The organism is Spirosoma litoris, from assembly GCF_054776755.1.
In genome coordinates, this window is the sequence record NZ_BAAHBI010000010.1 from 749,487 (window position 1) to 771,697 (window position 22,211).

The 22,211-nt window shown below is 48.1% G+C and carries 24 protein-coding genes; 19 read left to right on the forward strand and 5 right to left on the reverse strand.

Annotation, left to right across the window (positions count from 1 at the left end):
• Positions 1–238: 238 nt before the first annotated feature.
• Complete coding sequence (locus tag ACYVGR_RS09615) at positions 239–658, forward strand: hypothetical protein (protein WP_460955908.1); 420 nt, start codon at positions 239–241, stop codon at positions 656–658.
• Between the two features lie 645 nt (positions 659–1,303).
• On the opposite strand, the gene ACYVGR_RS09620 is transcribed toward ACYVGR_RS09615, so the two are convergent.
• Positions 1,304–1,705 (reverse strand): nuclear transport factor 2 family protein, encoded by a 402-nt coding sequence (locus ACYVGR_RS09620; protein WP_460955910.1) that lies wholly within the window; start codon positions 1,703–1,705, stop codon positions 1,304–1,306.
• A gap of 120 nt (positions 1,706–1,825) precedes the next feature.
• Here ACYVGR_RS09620 and ACYVGR_RS09625 point away from each other — a divergent pair, with 120 nt between their 5' ends.
• The 7 genes from ACYVGR_RS09625 (at position 1,826) to ACYVGR_RS09655 (ending at position 6,760) form a co-directional block, all read left to right on the forward strand.
• Positions 1,826–2,173 (forward strand): winged helix-turn-helix transcriptional regulator, encoded by a 348-nt coding sequence (locus ACYVGR_RS09625; RefSeq protein WP_460955912.1) that lies wholly within the window; start codon positions 1,826–1,828, stop codon positions 2,171–2,173.
• Between the two features lie 16 nt (positions 2,174–2,189).
• Positions 2,190–2,330, forward strand: coding sequence for a hypothetical protein (locus ACYVGR_RS09630; RefSeq protein ID WP_460955914.1), 141 nt, complete (start codon positions 2,190–2,192; stop codon positions 2,328–2,330).
• A 106-nt stretch (positions 2,331–2,436) separates the two neighbouring features.
• Complete coding sequence (locus ACYVGR_RS09635) at positions 2,437–3,273, forward strand: SDR family oxidoreductase (RefSeq protein ID WP_460955916.1); 837 nt, start codon at positions 2,437–2,439, stop codon at positions 3,271–3,273.
• Between the two features lie 77 nt (positions 3,274–3,350).
• On the forward strand, positions 3,351–4,163 hold the full coding sequence (locus tag ACYVGR_RS09640; RefSeq protein ID WP_460955918.1) for an SDR family oxidoreductase: 813 nt from the start codon (positions 3,351–3,353) through the stop codon (positions 4,161–4,163).
• A gap of 16 nt (positions 4,164–4,179) precedes the next feature.
• On the forward strand, positions 4,180–4,983 hold the full coding sequence (locus ACYVGR_RS09645; RefSeq protein WP_460955920.1) for an SDR family oxidoreductase: 804 nt from the start codon (positions 4,180–4,182) through the stop codon (positions 4,981–4,983).
• 52 nt (positions 4,984–5,035) lie between these two features.
• A complete protein-coding gene (locus ACYVGR_RS09650; protein ID WP_460955922.1) occupies positions 5,036–5,812 on the forward strand; it encodes an alpha/beta fold hydrolase in 777 nt (258 codons plus the stop codon).
• A gap of 21 nt (positions 5,813–5,833) precedes the next feature.
• Positions 5,834–6,760, forward strand: a complete 927-nt coding sequence (locus ACYVGR_RS09655; RefSeq protein WP_460955924.1) for a helix-turn-helix domain-containing protein — start codon at positions 5,834–5,836, stop codon at positions 6,758–6,760.
• Here ACYVGR_RS09655 and ACYVGR_RS09660 read toward each other — a convergent pair.
• Together ACYVGR_RS09660 and ACYVGR_RS09665 are read right to left on the reverse strand one after the other, a co-directional pair.
• Positions 6,664–6,990, reverse strand: a complete 327-nt coding sequence (locus ACYVGR_RS09660) for an NmrA family NAD(P)-binding protein (RefSeq protein ID WP_460955926.1) — start codon at positions 6,988–6,990, stop codon at positions 6,664–6,666. The genes ACYVGR_RS09655 and ACYVGR_RS09660 overlap by 97 nt on opposite strands.
• A 46-nt stretch (positions 6,991–7,036) precedes the next feature.
• Positions 7,037–8,257, reverse strand: coding sequence for an FAD-dependent oxidoreductase (locus tag ACYVGR_RS09665; RefSeq protein ID WP_460955928.1), 1,221 nt, complete (start codon positions 8,255–8,257; stop codon positions 7,037–7,039).
• Between the two features lie 85 nt (positions 8,258–8,342).
• Between ACYVGR_RS09665 and ACYVGR_RS09670 the strand changes: the two genes are divergently transcribed.
• The 9 genes from ACYVGR_RS09670 to ACYVGR_RS09710 all read left to right on the forward strand — a co-directional run bounded on the left by ACYVGR_RS09670 (position 8,343) and on the right by ACYVGR_RS09710 (position 16,607).
• The gene (locus ACYVGR_RS09670) at positions 8,343–9,308 is read left to right on the forward strand and encodes a helix-turn-helix transcriptional regulator (RefSeq protein WP_460955930.1); all 966 of its coding nucleotides are present in this window, start codon (positions 8,343–8,345) and stop codon (positions 9,306–9,308) included.
• 174 nt (positions 9,309–9,482) lie between these two features.
• Complete coding sequence (locus ACYVGR_RS09675) at positions 9,483–11,063, forward strand: ATP-binding response regulator (RefSeq protein WP_460955932.1); 1,581 nt, start codon at positions 9,483–9,485, stop codon at positions 11,061–11,063.
• A 170-nt stretch (positions 11,064–11,233) separates the two neighbouring features.
• A complete protein-coding gene (locus tag ACYVGR_RS09680) occupies positions 11,234–11,527 on the forward strand; it encodes a putative quinol monooxygenase (RefSeq protein ID WP_460955934.1) in 294 nt (97 codons plus the stop codon).
• A gap of 261 nt (positions 11,528–11,788) precedes the next feature.
• Positions 11,789–13,975, forward strand: a complete 2,187-nt coding sequence (locus tag ACYVGR_RS09685) for a hybrid sensor histidine kinase/response regulator (protein WP_460955936.1) — start codon at positions 11,789–11,791, stop codon at positions 13,973–13,975.
• Positions 13,976–14,217: 242 nt separating this feature from the next.
• On the forward strand, positions 14,218–14,442 hold the full coding sequence (locus tag ACYVGR_RS09690) for a DUF4172 domain-containing protein (RefSeq protein ID WP_460955938.1): 225 nt from the start codon (positions 14,218–14,220) through the stop codon (positions 14,440–14,442).
• A 150-nt stretch (positions 14,443–14,592) separates the two neighbouring features.
• Positions 14,593–14,904 carry a Fic family protein gene (locus ACYVGR_RS09695; protein ID WP_460955940.1) on the forward strand — a complete coding sequence of 104 codons (312 nt, stop codon included), beginning with the start codon at positions 14,593–14,595 and terminating at the stop codon, positions 14,902–14,904.
• Entirely contained in the window at positions 14,901–15,332 is a 432-nt protein-coding gene (locus ACYVGR_RS09700; protein WP_460955942.1) for a Fic family protein, read from the forward strand. The genes ACYVGR_RS09695 and ACYVGR_RS09700 overlap by 4 nt, the downstream gene beginning before the upstream one ends.
• A gap of 163 nt (positions 15,333–15,495) precedes the next feature.
• On the forward strand, positions 15,496–16,074 hold the full coding sequence (locus ACYVGR_RS09705) for a recombinase family protein (protein WP_460955944.1): 579 nt from the start codon (positions 15,496–15,498) through the stop codon (positions 16,072–16,074).
• A 113-nt stretch (positions 16,075–16,187) separates the two neighbouring features.
• Positions 16,188–16,607, forward strand: coding sequence for a hypothetical protein (locus ACYVGR_RS09710; protein WP_460955946.1), 420 nt, complete (start codon positions 16,188–16,190; stop codon positions 16,605–16,607).
• 313 nt (positions 16,608–16,920) lie between these two features.
• Here ACYVGR_RS09710 and ACYVGR_RS09715 read toward each other — a convergent pair whose 3' ends face one another.
• Both ACYVGR_RS09715 and ACYVGR_RS09720 read right to left on the reverse strand, forming a co-directional pair.
• Positions 16,921–17,604: a hypothetical protein gene (locus tag ACYVGR_RS09715; RefSeq protein WP_460955948.1), complete on the reverse strand. Its 684-nt coding sequence runs from the start codon at positions 17,602–17,604 to the stop codon at positions 16,921–16,923.
• A 44-nt stretch (positions 17,605–17,648) separates the two neighbouring features.
• Entirely contained in the window at positions 17,649–18,845 is a 1,197-nt protein-coding gene (locus ACYVGR_RS09720; RefSeq protein ID WP_460955950.1) for a THUMP-like domain-containing protein, read from the reverse strand.
• 156 nt (positions 18,846–19,001) lie between these two features.
• Here ACYVGR_RS09720 and ACYVGR_RS09725 point away from each other — a divergent pair, with 156 nt between their 5' ends.
• Together ACYVGR_RS09725 and ACYVGR_RS09730 are read left to right on the forward strand one after the other, a co-directional pair.
• Positions 19,002–20,633: a SulP family inorganic anion transporter gene (locus ACYVGR_RS09725; protein ID WP_460955952.1), complete on the forward strand. Its 1,632-nt coding sequence runs from the start codon at positions 19,002–19,004 to the stop codon at positions 20,631–20,633.
• Positions 20,634–20,792: 159 nt separating this feature from the next.
• Positions 20,793–22,163 (forward strand): glycoside hydrolase family 30 protein, encoded by a 1,371-nt coding sequence (locus ACYVGR_RS09730; protein ID WP_460956090.1) that lies wholly within the window; start codon positions 20,793–20,795, stop codon positions 22,161–22,163.
• The last annotated feature ends 48 nt before the right edge of the window (positions 22,164–22,211 follow it).

Consider the following 22,211-nt stretch of genomic DNA (forward strand, 5'->3'; position numbering starts at 1 on the left):
TTAAAAATAGTGTACACCCGTGGTGTTTTTGCTTGAGTGGGTAGTTACTCCCATATTTTGTGTTCAGAATACACGTAATACACCTGCATTTGCCAGTATGTCTGGATCGTATGCGACTGATGAAGTTTGACAGGTATTAAAAATGACTTTCTCACAATTCGCTGCTTAAAAGCTTCACTTACGGTATATTTTACCACTTTATCCCTTCTACCCTAGTGGCGATTATCGACAATACACCATGAGCAATGTTTACCTGATTATCCTTGCCTGGACTATAAGTCACTACCCTAGTTTAGGACAAACTGCACCTACTACCAAGATTTATATCTATAGTGATCGGAGTATTTCCATTAAAACGACGCTCAACTTAACGGAGCCCATTAAAGTGAATTTTTGCACATTAGTGGAGACTACTTTAGATAGCCTTGGGTTCAATATAACTTCGAGTAAGACCGTTTACATTCCCTTCCAACGAGGTCATAGTTACTATTTCCGTAGTGTAGGAGGTGGGGCATCTACCACTACCCAACCATCACTGACCTTGTCTACTGAGCAAGAGTTTTGGCTTAACGCTCACGTATACGGCACGGGTAAATACCGACATTATTTTCTGGATCAACTAGCAGGGCTCAAACTGATTGAGGAAGAAAAAAAATAAAAAGATCCCTTCCTGTTAGCCTATTTTATAATTGAACGCGCTGTTAATAAATTTCGAAACTTCTGACTTAATAGTCGTATATGACCCATCTCAGAATACCCTCCTTCCTGAGACTAAGGGGTATCTATAATTCGGGCGCTCAAAGCGACAGTGCCTGTGCTGCCTAAGCCACACTCTGGCCGTTAGCAATCATTTTCAGCATATCGGCCTTGAAGGTAGCCAGTCCGCCGGGGCGGTCGTATTTACGCCGTTTAAGGGGTTTGTTTTTAGGCGGCATGATCTTACGAAATTAGACAAGTTCACTGTGCCGATTTAGTAGACCATCTCAGAAGGAGCCGGGCGTTTGCTATAACGCTCCTACCTGACACGAAGCAGCGTTCATGTGTCTGTTTCAAAATTGGGGCGTTTCCTGAAACGGTGTTTAGCCTATAGTTTCGTACTTTGGCTAACAGACAAGAGGTGACTGTTGCAAAAGTCGGAACCGGCTTAGGTTTTCCGTTTTAACGGTTGTTTCGACCCCAAATTACGGGAAATAATGCCTGTTAGTAGGCCATAAAGAGCGCCTTATAGACTTTTGCAACAGCCAAGGCACTTATAAAACCGCTTGTATTACACTGAAATAACTCTACACGGTTAGTGTCTATTCTAAGCACTGATATTAGATGGTCCATAATACGCTTTCATTTCGGTGATCAGTCCCTGCTCATTAAATTGCATCACGTCAATGGACTGTATTTTCATGGGCGTACCATTCATAACTAGTTCAACTGTCATCGCAAAGGCCCCTCCCGAGAGATCATGTGATGTACGGATGGGTGTGTCAAGAGTAAACGTTGCATTTTCGGGTAAGGCCCCTACCAGGCGGCTAAGCCCATCCGCTGCTTTTTCCAGAACGGAACCGACGGGATCTTCAATTGTACCACCTTCGGCAAAGAGAGCGATAATACCGGCCACATCTTTGTTATTCAGCGCGTCGATATAGGCGATCATCGCCTGTTGAAGTGTGCTTTCCGTTAAACTGAATTGAGTCTGTTTGTCCTGCTTCATGGTTAGCTTTTCTTGCAAAACTATTAGCGGTGGTAAGCGGACACAAGTACGGATAAATTTATCCGTGGTTCTCCGGCAAGAAGAATATCCCGACCTTTGCCGGTAGAGACATTAATGAATATGGCAGCAGTTTATGAAAAGAAACTACCTCTCGTCCTGAACAATGGCTTGGGTAAATTCTTTGAGATTATGTCCGGTAAGTGGAAAGCCTATCTGTTGTTCTATATCGAGCAGGGGGTTAATAGACCCGGTCAGCTTCAAAGGGTGATTCCGGGAGCAGACAGAAAAGTACTCGATCAGCAACTCAATGAACTGGTAGCAGATGGCCTGCTCACCAAAATCACAGTAGCGAAAAAGCCGCTGCATGTTGCGTATCAATTTACTCCTTTGGGTGAGTCTATCTTACCCATACTGTGCAGGATGAATGATTGGGGGGAATGCCTACGAATCGAAAAGGAACGATTATAGGATTAAGGGTAAAGTAATGCAGTATGTCGAACTGCTTCCGGCCGCCAGTAAAGACCCCGAGGTGGATGGTTTTGAAACGAATGTAAATTCTAAAACCGGCGTTCAGGTGATTACCTATCACACTAATAATGAGCATTTATTCTGGCAACACCCCTAATGCTCATTTCGGCTAATCATTGCCTCGTTTTGGCTTATCGGAGGTTTTGAATTCGTTGGACATTTGCCATGTATTTAAATGTCCAACAAGGATAAATCGAAGAAAAATGTCCAAAACAGTCTTGATTACAGGAACATCTTCAGGATTCGGTTCCTCTGCAGCCAGTTATTTCGCTACAAACGGGTGGAATGTCATTGCCACCATGCGGGATACCAGTAAAGCCGCAATCTTCAGCAACTCAGAAACTATTTTTGTTACACAACTGGATGTAGAAAATCCTTCATCCATTCAGGAGGCCATCCAGGCAGGGATTCAACGTTTCGGGAAAATTGATGTCCTGGTCAATAATGCAGGCTACGGGCTTTTCGGCGTCTTCGAGACTATCGACGCGAAGGCTATCCAAAATCAATTTGCGGTCAATGTATTTGGTGCTATAGACGTAACCAGAGCAATCCTGCCTCATTTCCGCGAAAATAAGTCAGGTGTCATTGTTAATGTAAGCTCAGGTGCCGGGGCCATCGGCTTTCCAATGGCTTCCATTTACAGCGCATCAAAATTTGCGCTGGAGGGCTGGTCTGAAGGACTTCAGTATGAACTGGGTTCGTTAGGCATTAACGTGAAAATCATTGAACCCGGTGGTGCTCCTCAAACCGGTTTTCTCAACCGGGTAGGCGGTGAAAGTACAGGCCTGCCACTGATTGGCGATTATCTGCCTTTTTTGGAGCAGACAGGAAAAATGTTTCAGACCATGGCCCAAACAGCCGATGCCGACGCCGTTGAAAAAGTAGTGGCCGCTATATACGAAGCGGCAATGGACCAGACAGACCGCCTGCGCTATGCGCCCACAACTGACATTCAGCCCATCTTACATGCCCGCCGTAGTACCTCTGAGGAAGACTATAAAACCTTCACGCGCAGCCTCTTCGCTTCACCAAGAAGTTAGTGCCTTTAACCAACCAGCAGGCTAATTTGCTCTCCTGGGAGCCCCTTCTACCATCTAATCGAACACAACTAAGTAACATGAATACAGTCCTGATCACCGGTGCTTCATCCGGTATTGGAAAGGCGACCGCTTTGCACTTTGCTGACAGGGGCTGGCAGGTCATTGCCACGATGCGTAAGCAAGCCACTATCAGCGAACTTGAAAACCGGGAAAACGTATTGATTACTCCATTGGATGTACGCAATGCAGATTCGATTCAGGCGGCCGTTGCCGATGGTATTCAACGGTTCGGCTCAATTGATGCGCTAATAAACAGTGCTGGTTACGGCCTGATGGGCGTTTTTGAATCCGCCAGTCTAGACCAAATTAAGCAGCAATATGAGGTGAACGTGTTTGGTTTGATGCGGGTGACACAAGCGGTTTTACCCTATATGCGGCAACAAGGGGGAGGAAGTATCGTCAATATTTCCTCCTTTGGCGGTGTGGTTGCCCTGCCTTTCGGCAGTCTGTATAACAGTTCCAAGTTTGCCGTTGAGGGCTTTTCCGAATCACTGTCGCACGAAGTAGCCTCTTTTAACATCCGGGTAAAGCTCGTGGAACCAGGCAGTGTGGCTACAGCCTTTCGGAGTAACCTGGAAATGATTCCTAACCAGTTGCCCGATTATAATTCGATCATGGGGTCATTTTTCCAGCGCTACAGTGGCATTACAGACCATTTGGCCAAAGCTTCAGTTTCCGATGTGGCCAATACAATTTATCAGGCATGCACGGATGAATCCCCACAACTGCGGTATGTGGTTGGTGAGGATGCTCAGTTTTACATCGACCTAAAACGGGGTAACAATGACGACGCATTCATTACTCAGATGCGTCAGTATTTTTTCCAATAACTACTTGAATACTATCATGAAAACCATATTTATTACCGGAGCCTCTTCGGGTCTGGGAAAAGCAACCGCCAAATTATTTGCAGAAAAAGGCTGGAACGTATTAGCCACCATGCGGCATCCTGAAGATGCAACCGATCTGGCTACCATTGACAATATACACCTTTTACAATTAGATGTAACGGACAGGCTATCGATCAAAACGGCTATAGAGGCTGCGATCCAGATCAGCCCGGTGGATGTTGTTTTCAACAATGCGGGCTATGGATTGACAGGACCTCTTGAAGGGTATACAGACGGACAGATTACCCGACAGTTCGATACGAATGTATTGGGTGTGATCAGGGTGACCCAGGCATTTCTTCCGCATTTAAGGGAAAGAAGAAGTGGACTGATTATTAGTACCACGTCTATTGGTGGATTAGTCACCTTTCCATTTAGTGCTATATACCATGCTACTAAATGGGCCGTCGAAGGCTGGAGCGAAAGCCTGTCCTATGAACTGGCAGCCCACAACATTCAGGTCAAAAGCGTTGCTCCCGGCGGAATCGCTACGGATTTTATGACCAGGTCCATCGACATAGGGACACACGAGGCTTATGCTGAACAATTTGATCGGTTTATAGCTAGTTTCAGCAATACGGATAGCCCATTACAGTTCGCGGCACCGGAAACGATTGCTCAGGTTGTCTATGAAGCCGCTACGGACGGTAAAGATCAACTCAGGTATCTTGCAGGGCAGGATGCTGTTGCTACCTATCAGCACCGATTAAATGTGGGTGCTGAGGTATTCAGGAAAAACGTAGCTAAAGGGCTGGTGTAACAAGCCGTTCGCCCTATATTGTTTACATTTAGTTACCAAATCTAGTTATATCATGGGCAAACATAGTCTGTTGACGTCCGCATTGGCCGTCCTCACCATTCTATTGACTTCCTTTACACCCAAAAAGCCAACTCAGGTTGCCTCTGTTAAAAACATTGTACTGGTGCATGGGGCCTTTTTGGATGGATCGGGATGGGAGCCCGTATATAACATCCTGGCAAAAAAAGGCTATAAGGTTTCCATCACCCAGCATTCATTGCAAAGCTTAGCAACGGACATTGCGGCCGTAAACCGGGTTATTGATCAGCAGGACGGTCCCTGTATATTGGTGGGACACAGTTATGGGGGCGTCATCATATCCCAGGCAGGGAACAACAGTAAGGTTGCAGGACTTGTTTACATTGCCGCCCATGCCCCTGAGGCCAATGAACAACGAAGTGAACTGTTTAAGAAATATCCACCAGCCTATACCTCGCTGATCAAAGGTGCCGATGGGTATGATTATATTCAGCCTGAACATTTTCCAGCGGATTTCGCGGCCGACCTCCCCCTTGAAAAAGCCCGGTTTATGGCCAATGCTCAGATGCCGACGAGTGACAGTTGCTTTCAGGGATTGATTGATCATCCAGCCTGGAAAACAAAACCCTCCTGGTACATGGTAGCCAAAGCCGATAGGATCATCAACCCTGACCTGGAAAGGTTCTATGCCCAACGAATGAAGGCAAAGAAAACGGTGGAAATTGATGGGGGAAGCCATTCTATTTACACCTCACGTCCGCATGAAGTGGCGCGTTTAATAGAGTTGGCAGCGATAAATGCGCTTAAATAAATAGCCTTTCAAGAACAAACAATGACGGCGATGATCGATAAATCCATTCAAAAAAAAGGATTACACTATTTTAAATCGGTTTCCGATCTGTGTAGAGCGCTCGGTATCTCCAGGCCCCGGCATCCGCTGATCGCCCTGGTCAATCATAATGAAATCGCTGCCAGTTCACCTGTCAGGTATCTCGTCCATGATTTCTACATGATTTCGTATAAAAGCAATTTGACTGGCAAATTGAAATATGGACAGGGCTATTATGACTTTGACGAAGGTGGGCTGATCTTTGTTTCGCCGGGCCAGGCTCTTTCTGCAGTAGACGATGACGCCTGCAAAGGACATAGCGTGTTTGTGCATCCTGATTTTTTTTCCGGATTTCCTTTAGCCCAATCGATCACTAAATATGGATTTTTTGGTTACAACATAAATGAGGCCTTACATCTGTCGGAAAAAGAAAGGGACAAAGTTCTGGCTGTTTTTAATGATTTAAAGGAGGAGCTGGAAACAGCCATAGATGATACCAGCCAGCAGTTGATTATTTCCTACCTTGAAGTGCTTTTAAATTACAGCAACCGGTACTACAAACGGCAATTCATTACCAGAAAGGCGGCTATTAAACCGATCATTGAACGCTTTGAAGATGCGCTCAACGATTATTACCGTGACGGGTTGGCGTTGGAAAAGGGTATTCCATCCGTAAAGTATTTTTCGGACCGAGTGAATGTTTCATCGGGTTACCTGAGTGATCTGCTCAGAAATCTGACCGGATTAAATACCCAGCAGCACATTCATGCCAAACTGGTGGATGTAGCGAAGCAAAAGCTTTCAATTGCTGAGCTTACGGCTGCCGAAATTGCCTATGAATTAGGATTTGAACACCCGCAGTCTTTTAACAAATTATTTAAAAACAAGACGGGTATGACACCGTTGGAGTTCAGGGAACGTCTTAATTGATCATTGTTCCTTCCGAAGACGAGCGAATGTGTCTTACCCCCCTGGGCCTCCTGGATTAACAAATCGGTGTCGTCCAGATTGCCTAAGACTGGGGTTATGCCGAGTGTCGCCAGTTGCTTCGCCTTGGCCTCATCCCGCACTAACCCCCGCACGTCGCGTCCAGCCGCCACTAGCCGGGCGGCAATGGTTCCCCCGATGTAGCCGGTAGTGCCGGTTATAAATAGTGCCATGTTATTGTATTGGTTTGATAGCCTATCCGGGTGGATGGCTAAAAGATTATGAGCGCTTGACAGTTTCTACGATTTGCCCAGGTATCTCAACGGCGTTAGTAGCTGCTCCGGTTGAATAGAGGCTCATCAAGAACTGAATATTGTTTGTGGAATGGAACCCTTCTGTATTACGCACGCTTTCCTGGGTGATGCGTGCTGACCGCTGGAACATGTTGCGTTCGTAAGCGGCAATGGCCTGCTGGAGGGTGGTAAACTGGCCCAGGCATAAAGCCTCATACAGATCCAACGCATCGGCCAGGGCCTGATTGGCTCCTTCACCCGCATAGGGGGGTACTCGGTGAGCGGCATCCCCAAGAAGAGTTAGATTAGGCTGAGCCGGCCAGTGCTGATCGGGCGGAAAATGGTACCACACGCGTGGTGTAAAGCTGACCTTATTTGTGGCAAATAGTTCGGCCCACTTCGGACTCCAATCGGCAAATTCCTCCTGGAACCAGGCAGCTACCGCGTCTTTATTCGTTAGGTCGATGCCTGAATCAGCCAGCCAGTTTTCGGGTTTTTTGACCCCAATGAGAAAGGTCAGGGTACCATCGCCTTTGGTAATAAAGAAAATGGTTCTCCCGTTTTCCAGCGCATGCAAACTGCCCCCATTGGCTAATTTCCACAGGTGTGGTGCATTAACGGGTGCGTTTACCAGATTTCCCTCTATGGCGGTTGCTCCCGAATAGACGGGCTTAATGGGGGTGATATAGGGGCGCAGCTTCGAATTCGCTCCATCGGCCCCAATCACCAGGTCGGCATACGCACTGGTGCCATTCGCAAATTGGATCATCCACCCTTCTTTTTGGGGTTGAAGGGCCCGGAATTTAGCGTCCCAGACAATCGTATCCTTTTTGAGGGAAGCCATCAGCATATCGCGCAGGGGACCCCGGTCAATTTCGGGTCGAAATTCCGCGTGCCCAAACCCTTCGTCAGCACTTACCTGATCAGCGAACAGCAAGTTCATCTGGCTATCGACCAATGCACTCCTGTCTGCACCCGGCCGGTAGCGCTTTTTAAATTCGTCGAGCAGGCCTGCGGTGATGATTGCTTTCAGCCCCGTATCATGATGCATATCCAGGGTTGAGCCTTGCTGACGAACGTGCGGATGAACATCCCGCTCGTAGACGGTGACATCAACGTCGGCTTGCTGTAAGAGTCTGGCGAGCATCAGCCCTCCCGGGCCACCGCCTATGATCGCTACTCGTTTGTTGCTTACTAAATCACGCATAGTCGTGTTTGGGTTAATTCCAGGCGCAAAGTTATTTTTGTACTATTGAGTAAAATAGTCGGTATTAATCAAAAAATAGTCGTAAGTGAACATCACTGTCTATGATCATCAGGGTAGGGGCATATTAGCTGACTTTGCCCAACGGATTGGGGCTACCGTAAGCGGGCGGTTTGTTTATATTCCTAAAGAAAAAGGAAGTGGTTACCTGACGGGCTTTTCGTGGGGTAATGACATGCGGATGATGATTCGGAATTATCACCTGAATGAAGCGGTTTCCATTGAATGGACAAACCCTGCTATCGAAGGGCAAGAGCCCGTTGTGTTTCAGCTACATGGCATTTTTACGGATGCCAAACAGCCTGATGAATCCTTGGTAGCTGAACCGCCTACCGTGCAGATCAGTAAGCAAACCATTACCTCCATTCTGGCGATGCCGTCCCATACGGCCTTCCGAAGTCTGACGATTGCCGTTTTTAAACCCTACCTGCACGCGCTTTTTGGGTCAATCGATCACCCCATCCTTCGGAGTCTGTTCGAAGACAAAGGGAATTTTGCCTACGAAACGGCGCTATCGGCTGATATGCTCCAGGCTGCGGCTGATCTGCTTCGTCAGCCCGTTCCGCACAGCCTGGAGACTGCTTTTTACCAACTAAAGTGTACGGAGATTCTTTATTACATCGTATCCCAGCTAATCAGTCGCGAACCGTCTCCCATGAGCAGTATGCATATGGACGATATACGCGCTATTTATGCCGTTAAGTTGTCGTTGCAATCCCAGTTGAGCGATCCCCCGGACATTGGTGAGCTGGCATCCCAGGTCGGCATCAGCAAACCCAAGCTACGCAGGCTTTTTAAACAGACCTTTGGGCAGGCTATTTTTGAGTATTACCAAGCGCTGCGGATGCAGGAGGCTGCTCGCTTATTAAAGCTAGGCAGGCTAACGGTTTCGGAGGTCGGTTACCGGCTGGGCTTTACCAATCTGAGCCACTTCACTCGACTCTTTGAGCAGCATCAGGGGACAAAACCTAAAAAATACTCAGCGTCCCAATGACAGTTGGATATCACTATCTTATTCTCAGCAAAAAGGCTCCCTGCTGAGACGAGTAGTGATTTGCGTATCGATAATTCAGGCGTTAAATGAGCCCCGTTGGCTCACTAAAACGGCCATGTAGAAACTCTTCGTCCGAGCGGTTCTTTCTGGTTATAAACCACTTGGCAACAACTCATGACAAACGCCAACGATGAGGCCAAAAATGCCACTCCATGGCAGGACCCAGACCAGAACTACTTTCAAGTACTGTGTAACGCCAGTGATCAGGGACTTTGCCTGGTCGAATTGATCCTCGACCAGACCGGTAAGCTCACCGATCTGATCGTCCGGCAATACAACCAGGCCTTTACTCAACAGTCTGGCCTGAGCAACGTCGTCGGCAAAGCCTACAGCCAGATCCTGCCCCAGTTTGAAACCTACTGGTTTGAGGCCTTTGCCCAGGTGGCTAAAACAGGGGAACCCATCCAACTGGAGCAATACGTCCAGGACCTGGACCGCTGGATTAGGACCAAATTTTCCCGGGTGGACCCACTTGGTAGTCGGTTGGTGGCGGTGGCCTTCGAGGATGTGACCGCCATCAAGAAACGAGAATTAGCCCTGATGGAAGCCGATCGGCGGAAAGACGAGTTTCTGGCTATGCTGGGCCACGAACTGCGCAATCCGCTGGGGGTGGTGACCAATACACTGACCTATCTGGAACTGTCCGGGGGAGAGGCCCCCGAACGGTCCTATCCAACCGCTGTCCAGCGCATGAACCGACAAGCCCGCCACCTTAGCCGCATGGTCGATGACCTGCTGGAGGTCAGCCGCATCCGCCAGGGCAAGATCCGGCTGATGCGCCAGCCCCTTGACCTGGGTCCGCTGGTCACCCAAACCGTTGAAGCTGCCCGATCGCTATTTTCGCAATACGAACGACGCCTGGCCGTGGTCCTGCCCGCTGAGCCGCTCGTGGTCGAGGGGGACGCTACCCGGCTTGCGCAGCTGGTGATGAATTTGCTGGGTAATGCGGCTAAGTATACCGAGGAGGGGGGGCATATCTGGGTCAGCTTAGCGCGGGAAAATGACCAGGCGGTGCTGCGGGTGAAGGACGATGGGAAGGGCATTCCAGCCGACGAGCTGAGGGCCATCTTCGAGGTATTTGTGCAGGGGGAGACCTCGATTGATCGCCCGCATGGGGGCTTAGGCCTGGGCCTGGCGGTGGCCAACCAGATTGCCCTGGGCCATCAGGGCCAGATCCATGCCCAAAGTGAGGGACCTGGGCAGGGCAGTGAATTCATTCTCCACCTGCCCCTGCTGACTCAGCAAACAACTTCATCAGCGCCCGAAGAAGAAGTGTCCACGAAGGCCACTGATACGGTGCGCGTGCTGATTGTGGACGACAACCGGGAGCTGATTGACCTGATGGGCAAGATCATGCAGCGACAGGGCTACGAGGTGCATCTGCGCTACAGCGGACAGAGCGGTATTGAGGCAGCTGAATCGCTGAAGCCCGATGTGCTGCTGCTGGATATAGGCATGCCGCAACTGGATGGGTATGCCGTCTGTGAGCATATTCGTCGGCAGACCTGGGGCAGGCAGTTGCCGATCATCGCCCTGACGGGCTACGGCCGGGAAGCCGATAAGCAGCGGAGCTGGGCCGCGGGTTTTGATGGGCATGTGTTGAAACCCATCGATTACGCAAGTTTACCCGAGCTGTTAGCCAAGACGAGGGCGGCCAAAAAAGACGAGCAGGGTGATCGCTCCCCTCTCAATTAACGTTCCCTGCTAAGACGAAGGGCAATTCGAGTATACTAATCCGGGCGTTCAATGCCTCACCATCTAGTCGCCCGCTCACGTGTCTTGAATCAATGACCAACCTATGACCCATGTCGTAGAGTTGTTACCCAGCATACGTATTGCAAACCTTTAAACTCATATTCATTATCATGGAAAAACTGTCATTACTGGCCCGTGTTCAGGCCAAACCTGGCCAGGAAGCTACGGTCGAGGCCTTTCTGAAAGAAGCGCTGGCACTAGCTCAACAGGAAACGGGTACCCTTCGTTGGTATGCCTTCAAGATCAATGAGAATACGTTTGGTATTTTCGACACCTTTGCCAGCGAAGCCGACCGGCAAGCCCACCTGAGCGGTGAAATTGCGAAAGGGTTACTGGCTAATGCGGACACGCTCCTGAATGGCCCCCCGGTGATCGAACCGCTCGAATTACTGGCCGTTAAGTAATCCTACCAATGGAAGCGCCTTTCCTACTTTATTTCCCAGAGTAGAAAAGGCACTTCCGTTGGCAGTCAAACGACCTGTTTCTTATACTTAAAACACCCTCCTTTCCCGACACGAACGAGCTATCCAGGAGCCTACTCTGATCGAACACGTATAAGCCGAGTCCTTCCTACGACAATCCTGCCCATTCTAGGGTGGATGGTATCATCACGCTTTTGTATTTCATTGTTACCGTAGAACGAATCCTTAAAAGGCTCAACGAACGTGAACACACCTAAACCGCTTACCGATCCATCTGCCGGGCACCCTCCCAGCGCTGACAAGGCTCAACAAGCTGACCCAACCGCCGAGCAACTGGCCAACGCGCTGGAGGCCCTGCGCCTAAGTGAGCAGCGTCACGCGTTTGGGCTTCAGCTGAGCGATACCTTACGCGCTCTGGCTGATCCGCAGCTTATGCTCGATGAAGCCGCCAGGAGGCTGGGTGAGTTCCTGGGTGCCAACCGGGTGGGCTACGCCGAAACCCAGGCCGATACCCAGCTGGTCTCTGTTACCCGTAACTTTACCCAGGGCGTACCCTCCATTGAAGGGATCTATCGCTATCAGGATTATGGGCCGGACTTACTGCTCAGTATGCAACGGAGTCAAACCGTGATTCGTCCTGATATAGCCAAGGAACCTATCCTGTCGAAGGTCGAAAAACAGGCGCACGCCTTGCTGCAACTGGGAGCCACTCTCAATGTACCGCTGGTCAAGCAGGGACGCCTGGTGGCGATCCTGTTCGTGCACTACCGGCAGGCTCATGCCTTCGCCCCGGATGAAGTGGCCTTAGCTCAGGAAACCGCCGAGCGCACCTGGGCCTATCTGGAACAGGCCCGTTCGGAAGCCGCCCTGCGGGAATCGCAACAACAACTCAGTGCGATCGTCAACCAGGCCACTGCCGGTATTGCCCGAACCGACCCCGACGGGACGTTCACCTTTATCAATGAGCAATACGCCCGGCAATTAGGCTACAAATCCGGTGAACTCCTGGGACGCAGGATGCAGGAGTTTACCCATCCGGATGACCTGGCCCGAAACCTGGAGCTGTTTCAGCGACTAGGCCAGCAGGGAGAACCCTTCGAGATTGAAAAGCGCTATATTCGGAAAGATCGATCGTTGATCTGGGTGCACAATCATGTGTCGGCGTTACGCAACACTGCCGGTGAGATTACCCAACTGCTGGCCGTTTCGGTGGACATTACCGCCCGCAAGCAGGCCGAAGAAGCGCTTCAGCAAGCCGACAGGCGCAAGGATGAGTTTCTGGCCATGCTGGCCCACGAGCTGCGCAATCCCATGGCGACCATCCGGTCGGGCCTGCAACTTCTGAGTATTACCGACGGCAACGATGAAACCACCGGGCCGACGGTCGGCAGCGCCACGATTGCCGCATCCACGGTGGCCATGATGAATCGACAAAGCAATCAGCTGGTGCACATGGTCGATGATCTGCTGGACGTAAGCCGCATCCGTCAGGGCAAGATTGACCTGCATACAGAACGGGTGAATCTAGTTGACTTAGTGCAACAAACAGCGGCTAGTCATCAGGCCACTTTTCAGGAGCAGGGTAAACTCCTTCACCTGAAGCTACCCAGGGTTGCCATTGAGCTGGAGGGCGATGCCACCCGGTTGAGCCAGATCGTCACCAACCTGGTCACCAACAGCCTACGCTATACGGGTGAGCACGGCCAGGTCTGGCTGAGCTTGGAACAAAAGGCCGGGCCGTCGGGCGGCCAGGAAGCCATTCTGGCGGTACGGGACAACGGCCTAGGCTTAGCGGCCGACCAGTTGTCAGCCATTTTTGAGCTCTTCGTGCAGGTGGACAACTCGACCGCCCGCTCGAAAGGGGGCTTAGGCTTGGGCTTGACGTTGGTCAAGCGGCTAGTAGAGCTGCATGGCGGTCATGTGGCGGCCCAGAGTGATGGAATAGGCCTGGGAAGCACCTTTACCATTCATCTACCGACACTGACCCTCGCTGTTGATCCTACGGCAAAACCCACTGCGCAGGCAACGCAACCAACGGCAGTCAATCGCATTTTAGTGATCGATGATAATGCAGATGCAGCGATGACCTTAGCCATGCTACTCAAGCTGAAAGGCTATGAATCCCATACCCGAACCAATGGTCAGGCAGGCATCGAAGCGGCCGAACAATTACAGCCAGCCGCCATTCTATTGGATATAGGTATGCCCCAGATGGATGGCTATAAAACCTGTCGGCTGATCCGTGAGCAAACCTGGGGCACTACTATGGTCGTGATCGCCTTAACGGGTTACGGGCAAGAGGAAGACCGGCAGCGAACTAGGGAAGCTGGTTTCAATGGGCATCTGGTGAAGCCAGTGGATCTGGGCGAACTGACGACATTGCTCACGGATTTGCTCGATAAAGGCCCGAACAGAGCCGAATTTGCGTAACTCCCGAATCTCAAAATACCCTCCAAAATGAGACGACACATCACGTTTCAAAGTGAAGTCTTATTTTTCGAAATAAGGTCTTCATCAACTCAAAATTTTAGGTGTTTAAAATTACCGTCATGTATTTGATGAGCGGTATTATGTTAAAAGATGAAAATACGAATTACAAAAGAGTTATAGATTTGTTTTCTATAACTCTTTTATTTGCTATTGTTGAGTTATAGAACGTTGCTTTATAACTCATGAGATGGATTTGGCAATTACAGAACTGGCCACAGTTCACATTTGATACAACAAGGTTTATCCACTTCGAGAGAGAATTCCATCGAAATGCAGGCGTTATCATTGGGTCGCTGAATGGGGTTTCTGCCCATGAAGTCAATGAATTACGGATTACTCTGCTAAGTAATGAAGCGCTTGATACCTCAAAAATTGAAGGAGAGATCTTAGACCGTGATTCTGTTTAGTCATTGATCCGCAAACAGTTAGGTCTACAAACGGATGGTAGAAGGGCGGGCCCAAAAGAAACAGGTGTTGCGCAAATGATGGTCGACTTAGTCAGAAGCTATCAGGAGCCACTTTCCCAAGAACATCTTTTTTTGTGGCCTAAAATGATCATGAATGGCCGAATAGATCTGGAAATGATTGGTGGCTACAGGGCCCATGCTGACCCAATGCAGATCGTATCAGGCCGATTAGACATGCCCAAAGTATACTATGAAGCTCCTCCATCCAACCGCGTGGAAGTAGAGATGAAACAATACATCGATTGGTTCAATCGAGCTGCTGAAGCGCAAATACCAACGGTTGTTCATGCGGGTATGGCCCATTTATATTTTGAATTGATCCACCCTTTTGAGGATGGAAATGGGCGGATTGGACGGACTATTGCCGAAAAAGCACTAGCCATTGGGGCCGGCAATCATTGATTACCTCGTTATCTAGTGCGATTGAGCGAGACAAAAAAGCCTACTATCAGGCTTTAGAGCGGGCCAGCACCTCTTTGGACATCACAGAGTGGCTCATTTATTTTTCTGAAAAGATTCTGGAAGCACAAGTCTATGTTCAGAAAATGATCGCCTTTATTATCTATAAAGCTCGGTATTTTGAGATGTACAGTGTCCAATTGAATGATCGACAGATAAAAGTAGCGTCACGGCTTTTCCAAGAAGAGATAGATGGTTTTAAAGGAGGCTTAAGTGCCGAAAATTATATTCGAATCGCTAAAACCTCAAGAGCCACAGCTACTCGGGATTTGGCTGAGATGGTAGAATTAGGAGCCCTAACGAAGAAAGGAAAGTTACGACACACGCGCTATTATCTGCCTGTTCAGGAAGTAGACCTAAAAGAACTATAGCTTGCGCTGGCTCAACGAATTATAGATGGATATTTGAGAGCATCCAACCAGTTGACTACTAATTGCATCTTCGCAACTATCAGCCTACACCAATACGTAATTTTATAGCCGGTTCGCCGACGGTCGGCCGCTGCCGGTTTGGATACTTATATGCTACTTGGTTATGCACGCGTATCAACCGCTCCGGCGGCCCGGGCAGGATCAAAATTTAGCCCTTCAACTGGATGACCTCAAAAAAGCAGGTTGTCAAAAAATCTTTCAGGAAAAGGTGTCATCGACCAAGATAAGACCGCAGCTTCAAAAGATGCTGGAGGTTATTCGGGAAGGGGACACAATTATAGTATGGAAATTGGATAGGTTAGGCAGGTCTCTAAAAGAGCTTTTCACATTGATCAATGACTTCCTAGCTAGAGAACTTGGCTTCCGCAGTCTGAATGATGCCATTGATACCACTACGGCACAAGGCCGTTTAGTATTTAATCTATTTGCTTCATTAGCTGAATTTGAAAGGGATTTAATCCGCGAGCGTACTATAGCCGGTTTGGCCGCAGCGCGAGCTAGGGGACGAATAGGCGGCCGTCCGAAAGGACTTTCTGCCGAAGCCCAAGTAAAGGCCAGGGCCGTAAAGGCGATGCATGCTCTTAAAGCTCATACGATATTAGAGATTGGCCAATTGTTTCATCTAAGCAGAGCGACAGCTTACCGTTACTTAGAAAGAATTAAAATAATGGCTGCTCCATAAAATGGGCGTTTGTTGGAACAGTATTTAGCTTTAAGTTTCTTACTTTAGCTAGTATATAGCAGATCAGACAACAGTTTCATAAAGTCACAAAAACGGCATACGGCTTTACCACTATGGCATGGCAACGAATTTTAGAGGCAGACCTAATGGCCCATCTCCTCTTTTCAGGGGGACTAATTGCTCTGGTCTGGATGACCTTGTTGGGAGCTAAAAACCAAACCAAACATCTGGTCAGTTCTGACTCGAGCAGCCAAATGATAGGCTTGTATTATCAATTAGAGAGCGGTGTCAATCTGTTTATTTGTAAAGCTAGTCGAGACAAGTCCAGATTAATTGCCAACTTAGTTAAAGCACTGTCAATGCGTTCTGCTGAAGCAAAAGATATAGTAGATATTAATGTCTTCCAAAAGGTCTGTGGTGAAGCCTTTAATCCCACCAAGCTACATACCAAGTTAATTTCTTCGACGACTAGTGTCTGTCCCATGTATTATAATACAGGTATACTTAAAAGCGATTCTGATCCCCAACATTAAGTACTTTGCTTTACATGAATGAGCGCCTGTTGCTCATGACAGGGAACTTCAGGTTAAATCTTCCTATATTGGTTTTCTCGTAAAACGCTCCTACTTGAAACGGATTTTGCAAGTCAAGCGCGACTCCGAGACGAATTGTGAATCATATACAGAAAAGGCAGAATAAACCTAAGTGACGAATTAGGTCCGTTTTTTTAGATTTACCATATTTGTCTGACTATCACAACAATAGGGCCAAAGGCGTCTACCGCGTGAGTGGCCCCGAGAGACTAAACTGGAGAAGTCCTAGCTAACCTATTGCAGAAACAGGCTCCTAGTTGCTCTTCTTAGCTTTCACGGCTTCAACATTCTTTTTGCGGCTTTCCAACTCGGTAAGTGCCGCAGCCTGATCAGATTTATTGGTTTCGATATCTTTATTGAGTTGCTCCAACTCTTTGGCGTTATCGTCAATTCGCTTCAGGAGTTTCTCTTTTTCCTTTGCATTTTGCTCAATAGCGCGTTGGAGCTGTTCGCCTTTTTTAACCATTTTCTGATGATTGCTTTGGGCATCCGTAAAGCCACCTTCAGCCGTTTTCACTTCCTGATTATACAAAGAGCTGTCTGCAAAGCTTTTTAACAGTGCTTCGGCTGCTGAATAACCCGTGCTGCCGGGCGTAACAAAGTTGCCATTTCCAAGATCGAAAGCAACAAAAATGGTAGCCGATGTACGCGACGATTTTACAGTACTCACCAGATTAATCGGCTCCGATGAAATTGCCGAAATGTCAGCGTTTGGAATGCGGTAAGTTCCGCGTGAGGAGCTAAGCCGGCCGTACTTCTGAAGTTGGGCCTCCCAGTCTTTTTCAATTTGTTTGCCGTCTCCTTGAAGCGTTAAATACAGGCCCGAAACTTTGACTTTGTCGATTGTACTTTCACTGGCATAAACGGTTTGCGCATTGGCTGAGATCGAAAATGAAACCAGTCCGATGATCAGAATAAAACGTGCTAGGGTAGTCATGATGTAGTTAATTTACCCGGCTAATTAACCGGAATAGAGTGAATTTATTGAAACTGATTTTGATCAATTTTTTGAGTTATTAACAACCGTTTATCGCCATTTAGCAGTGTTGTTGCCAAAATATAAATAGAACCTCCGTCGCGCAATGACATTTTTTTTCGCAATTCGGCCACTGTTTGGGGGAAGTTGCGCACAGTCAGGTTCGCTTTTAGATCAGGCACGGCAAGTTTCAAGGCTTTGCTATCGGGTTTAATGATGGTCTGAATCTCAAATACTCGACCAGGGAAATCGCCTTTTAGTTCGTCGCTTGTGTATAAATGGCTATTAGGCGCTAGCTTGGTCAGGCCAAATCGAGTGGCCACTAGCCGAAATGCCCCCGCCTTCAACACCGAAGCATTTGGCTCATAAACATAACGCTGCGGGTTTCCCAGGTTAACATCGGCTGTACGTTCCTCCTGCCATTGGAAGTTAAACCGGATAGCTGCCTGATGGGAAAGGTTAACAGTGTTAAATATAATGTTATCTTTTGCAATGATCTGATTACTAAGGGTGAATAAAATTTCCTTTACTTCGCCTTGAACAGCCACAATGTGTACAGATTCTACGGTTCCAGACAATTGTCTGACGGTCGCATCAATGTCAAGTAACGGGGAAGCTTTTATTAAAATTTTTCGGGTCTTCCTGAACAAAGTCGAAACCAGGTTGGGCTGTGTGAGATCAGGCTCACAGTTTTCCAGCTTGACAACACGCCCTCCCAGTTCATCGCGCCGATGCGGATCAAGGTAAATCCAGTCGGCAGGCTGTTTCTCTAATGAGCCTAGGTTGGTAAAGTTGGTTTCGTTTTGGTCGATAAGGCCCAGGCCATCTCCAACCTCGACAGTTACATTCGAAATTCCTAATAAAGGCAAATTGTGCGCGGCTAATTCGGCCAGATCGGATCGGTGCTCCACATACACTACCTGCGCTACCTGTTGCGCAAATGCCCAGGTATCTACGCCCATGCCACCCGTAAGATCGAGCAGTAATTCCCCCTGAACTAAGGAGGCTTTATAGATAGCTGTCGACTCTGAAGACGCTTGTTCTATCGATAAAGCAGGTGGAAAAATCAGTTGATCGTTTGCGTACCAGCTAGGTAGCTTTTCCCGCGCTTTTTGGCGGGCTGAAATTTGAGAAGCCAGCTTTTTTAAGTCCAGTCCAGCCGGGTTAGGACGCAGTAATAATGCCCGAACATCGTCGGTCAAATGTTCTTGTATGAACCTCTGTTCGGTGTGGGAAAGATGAGTATGCAAAATAATTTAATCAAATTTTAATCAATTTTTAATTATTCTTTAATTTAACACAATGATGAACGTTATTGTGCGTCATGACTTCGAATCTAAGCCCGAAAAGCCACTTTTATGAAACTAGTTAGCCCTTTTCACACCCTTACCCATTATAAATCCGACTACTTCCGGCGGGATGTTCCGGCCAGTTTATCTGTTTTTTTAGTAGCCTTACCCCTTTGTTTGGGTATTGCACTGGCATCAGGAGCCCCTTTATTTTCGGGTCTGGTAGCCGGGATGATTGGAGGTATAGTAATTGGGTTGTTTTCGGGTTCGGAAGTAAGTGTTAGTGGTCCAGCAGCTGGTTTGGCTGTCATTGTCGCCGATTCAATTGCAAAAATAGGTTCATACGAGGCATTTCTGGTAGCGGTAGTGCTGGCAGGTCTGATGCAATTGGTATTGGGCCTGATCAAAGCAGGGCGTTTTAGTAGTTTTTTCCCCGACAGTGTTATCAAGGGAATGCTCGTGGCTATCGGCATTGTGATTATTCTGAAGCAGATTCCCCATGCGCTTGGCAGAGACAATGACTATGAAGGTGAATTTGAATTTCAACAATTGGCCGATGGCGAAAATACAATTTCAGAAATATACAGGGCTATCGAAACCGCCAGTCCCGGTGCCGTGGTCATTAGTTTGGTTTCACTCACTTTTTTAATTAGCTGGGAACGTCTGGTTGGACGCAGCAAGCGTGCGATTTTTAAAAGCTTTCCGGTGGCCCTGGTTGTTGTTTGTGGCGGAGTCGCTTTAAATGAATTTTTTCGAGTGTCGGTACCAGCCTGGTATCTGGGCGATACCGCTCATCAGCACATGGTGCAGATTCCAACAATTGCAGCTGGAAAAAGTCTGTTTTCTATATTTTATTTCCCCGACTTACGTATTCTGGGTAATCCTCAGGTGTACGGTATTGCGGCCACAATTGCGCTGGTTGCCAGCCTGGAAACGCTATTGAATCTAGAAGCCTCTGATCGACTTGATTCCGCGAAACGCATATCGTCTACCAATCAGGAGTTAATTGCGCAGGGTATTGGTAATATGTTGTCGGGGGTGATTGGTGGATTGCCCGTAACATCGGTGGTTGTCCGAACATCGGCCAACATTTACGGGGGCGCCAGAACCCGTGTGTCGACTATTCTACATGGTTTTTTCCTACTGCTGGCTGTGTTTCTGGGAGGCCCCTTGCTTAACCTGATTCCGTTATCCTGTCTGGCAACGGTACTGATTATGGTTGGTTATAAGCTAGCAAAACCTTCGATTTTTACAAGCACCTACCGGGACGGCTGGAGTCAGTTTGTGCCATTTATCGTGACGGTTGTTGGTATTGTTTTCACTGATCTGCTGATTGGTATTGCACTGGGCTCGGTGGTTGGAATTATTTTTGTTTTGTATACCAATTTCCAATCGACCTTTCAATTGGCCCGCGTGGGTAATAAAGTGACGATTGCGTTTGAAAAAGATCTTTATTTTCTGAGTAAACCACAATTGAAGGAAGCCTTAAACTCGCTCAAATCGGGCGACGAGGTTCTTATTGATGGCACCAAAGCCCCGTTCATCGATCACGATATTTTTAATATGCTCCACGATTATCGGGAAACCGCGAAAGTGCAGGGAATTCAGTACGAGCTAAAGAATGTCCATCTAAATCGGCGAGTCCTGAAACCGCGACGAACTCATTTGGTGAACAAGCCAGTTTCGGAAGCGAATCAGTAGCTTTTGCCAAAAAGTGGTTTACATTCGCAAGGAGTCTCCAGGATTATGTGAGCTCTAAAGATGCGTATGTACAAGATAGTGTCGATTAGTTTTTTGATAAGCTCGCTCGCTGCCTTTGCGACTGTTAGTTTCGGACAGACTGGCTCAAAACAAGTGAACATGAGTCGGGCTGGTAGCGGTCTAAAGGCGCCTGTTCGTTCTAATTCGGGTGGCATTGAGTTTTGGCTGACGGACCCCAGTCGGTCAATTCTGTTCGTAAAACAACCTTTGCTAACCTTTAAAAGTGAGCGAAAGGATATCCCGGCGATTCATGTCGATCCGGCGCAGACATATCAAACCATTGATGGCTTCGGTTATACCCTGACAGGCGGCAGCGCTATGCTGATCAACCGAATGGAGGCTTCGGCACGGGCGAAATTGCTGAAAGAGCTTTTCTCGACCGAGGGTAAGGGGATAGGCGTAAGCTACCTGCGCGTGAGTATTGGGGCATCTGACCTCGATGAGCAGGTATTTTCGTACGATGATTTGCCCGCCGGTGAAACCGATCCAACAATAGCCAAATTTAGTCTGGCTCCCGATCAACAGCATTTAATTCCGATTCTCAAAGAGATTCTGGCGATAAACCCAACTATCAAAATTATGGGTTCGCCCTGGTCGCCACCCGCCTGGATGAAATCGAATGGAGAGACGAAGGGGGGAAGTCTGAAAATGGAATTTTATGATGCTTACGCTCGCTATTTTGTAAAATACATTCAGGGTATGGCGAAAGCCGGGATTCACATTGATGCCGTTACGATTCAAAATGAGCCCTTGCATCCAGGGAATAACCCCAGTTTGCTGATGCTGCCCGCCGAGCAGGCTTTGTTCATCAAAAAAAGCCTGGGACCAGCTTTTAAAGCTGCTAAGCTCAAAACGAAACTCATTATCTACGATCATAATGCCGACCGACCTGATTACCCAATAACGGTCCTGAATGACCCCGATGCCCGGAAATTCATCGATGGATCGGCTTTTCATTTGTATGGAGGATCAATTGGTGCCCTATCGGATGTGCACAAGGCTTATCCTGATAAAAATCTGTATTTCACGGAACAATGGATAGGAGCACCCGGCAACCTTAAAGGCGATTTAGTCTGGCATGTGCGCGAACTTATTATTGGGGCAACTCGTAACTGGAGCCGAACGGTATTGCAATGGAACCTGGCTGCCGATTCGAAACAAAACCCACACACGCCAGGCGGTTGCGATCAATGTTTAGGGGCACTGACGATCGATGGAAACACGGTCAAACGAAATCCTGCTTATTACAATGTGGCAGTAGCTTCCAAATTCGTACGGCCTGGATCGGTGCGTATCGCATCTGATGAAGTGAAGAATTTACCCAATGTTGCCTTTAAAACACCCGATGGCCACACCGTATTAATTGTCCTGAACGATAGCCCATCCCGGCAGACATTCAGTATTGATAGTGCCGGTAATCAGGTCACCACTACGCTATCAGGCGGGGCTGTAGGCACGTATATCTGGTAAATTTGCTCTTTAACAACCATAAGCTGTTATGATAAATCTGGTAAAATC

Excerpts from the sequence above, each read along its gene's own strand:
- ACYVGR_RS09620 (WP_460955910.1), bottom strand. The coding sequence starts at position 1,705 with ATGAAGCAGGACAAACAGACTCAATTCAGTTTAACGGAAAGCACACTT.
- ACYVGR_RS09730 (WP_460956090.1), top strand. The coding sequence starts at position 20,793 with ATGAGTCGGGCTGGTAGCGGTCTAAAGGCGCCTGTTCGTTCTAATTCG.
- ACYVGR_RS09695 (WP_460955940.1), top strand. The coding sequence starts at position 14,593 with ATGAATGGCCGAATAGATCTGGAAATGATTGGTGGCTACAGGGCCCAT.
- ACYVGR_RS09675 (WP_460955932.1), top strand. The coding sequence starts at position 9,483 with ATGACAAACGCCAACGATGAGGCCAAAAATGCCACTCCATGGCAGGAC.
- ACYVGR_RS09640 (WP_460955918.1), top strand. The coding sequence starts at position 3,351 with ATGAATACAGTCCTGATCACCGGTGCTTCATCCGGTATTGGAAAGGCG.
- ACYVGR_RS09660 (WP_460955926.1), bottom strand. The coding sequence starts at position 6,990 with ATGGCACTATTTATAACCGGCACTACCGGCTACATCGGGGGAACCATT.
- ACYVGR_RS09625 (WP_460955912.1), top strand. The coding sequence starts at position 1,826 with ATGGCAGCAGTTTATGAAAAGAAACTACCTCTCGTCCTGAACAATGGC.
- ACYVGR_RS09725 (WP_460955952.1), top strand. The coding sequence starts at position 19,002 with ATGAAACTAGTTAGCCCTTTTCACACCCTTACCCATTATAAATCCGAC.
- ACYVGR_RS09655 (WP_460955924.1), top strand. The coding sequence starts at position 5,834 with ATGACGGCGATGATCGATAAATCCATTCAAAAAAAAGGATTACACTAT.
- ACYVGR_RS09630 (WP_460955914.1), top strand. The coding sequence starts at position 2,190 with ATGCAGTATGTCGAACTGCTTCCGGCCGCCAGTAAAGACCCCGAGGTG.
- ACYVGR_RS09665 (WP_460955928.1), bottom strand. The coding sequence starts at position 8,257 with ATGCGTGATTTAGTAAGCAACAAACGAGTAGCGATCATAGGCGGTGGC.
- ACYVGR_RS09710 (WP_460955946.1), top strand. The coding sequence starts at position 16,188 with ATGGCATGGCAACGAATTTTAGAGGCAGACCTAATGGCCCATCTCCTC.
- ACYVGR_RS09715 (WP_460955948.1), bottom strand. The coding sequence starts at position 17,604 with ATGACTACCCTAGCACGTTTTATTCTGATCATCGGACTGGTTTCATTT.
- ACYVGR_RS09615 (WP_460955908.1), top strand. The coding sequence starts at position 239 with ATGAGCAATGTTTACCTGATTATCCTTGCCTGGACTATAAGTCACTAC.
- ACYVGR_RS09680 (WP_460955934.1), top strand. The coding sequence starts at position 11,234 with ATGGAAAAACTGTCATTACTGGCCCGTGTTCAGGCCAAACCTGGCCAG.
- ACYVGR_RS09690 (WP_460955938.1), top strand. The coding sequence starts at position 14,218 with ATGAGATGGATTTGGCAATTACAGAACTGGCCACAGTTCACATTTGAT.
- ACYVGR_RS09635 (WP_460955916.1), top strand. The coding sequence starts at position 2,437 with ATGTCCAAAACAGTCTTGATTACAGGAACATCTTCAGGATTCGGTTCC.
- ACYVGR_RS09645 (WP_460955920.1), top strand. The coding sequence starts at position 4,180 with ATGAAAACCATATTTATTACCGGAGCCTCTTCGGGTCTGGGAAAAGCA.
- ACYVGR_RS09705 (WP_460955944.1), top strand. The coding sequence starts at position 15,496 with ATGCACGCGTATCAACCGCTCCGGCGGCCCGGGCAGGATCAAAATTTA.
- ACYVGR_RS09650 (WP_460955922.1), top strand. The coding sequence starts at position 5,036 with ATGGGCAAACATAGTCTGTTGACGTCCGCATTGGCCGTCCTCACCATT.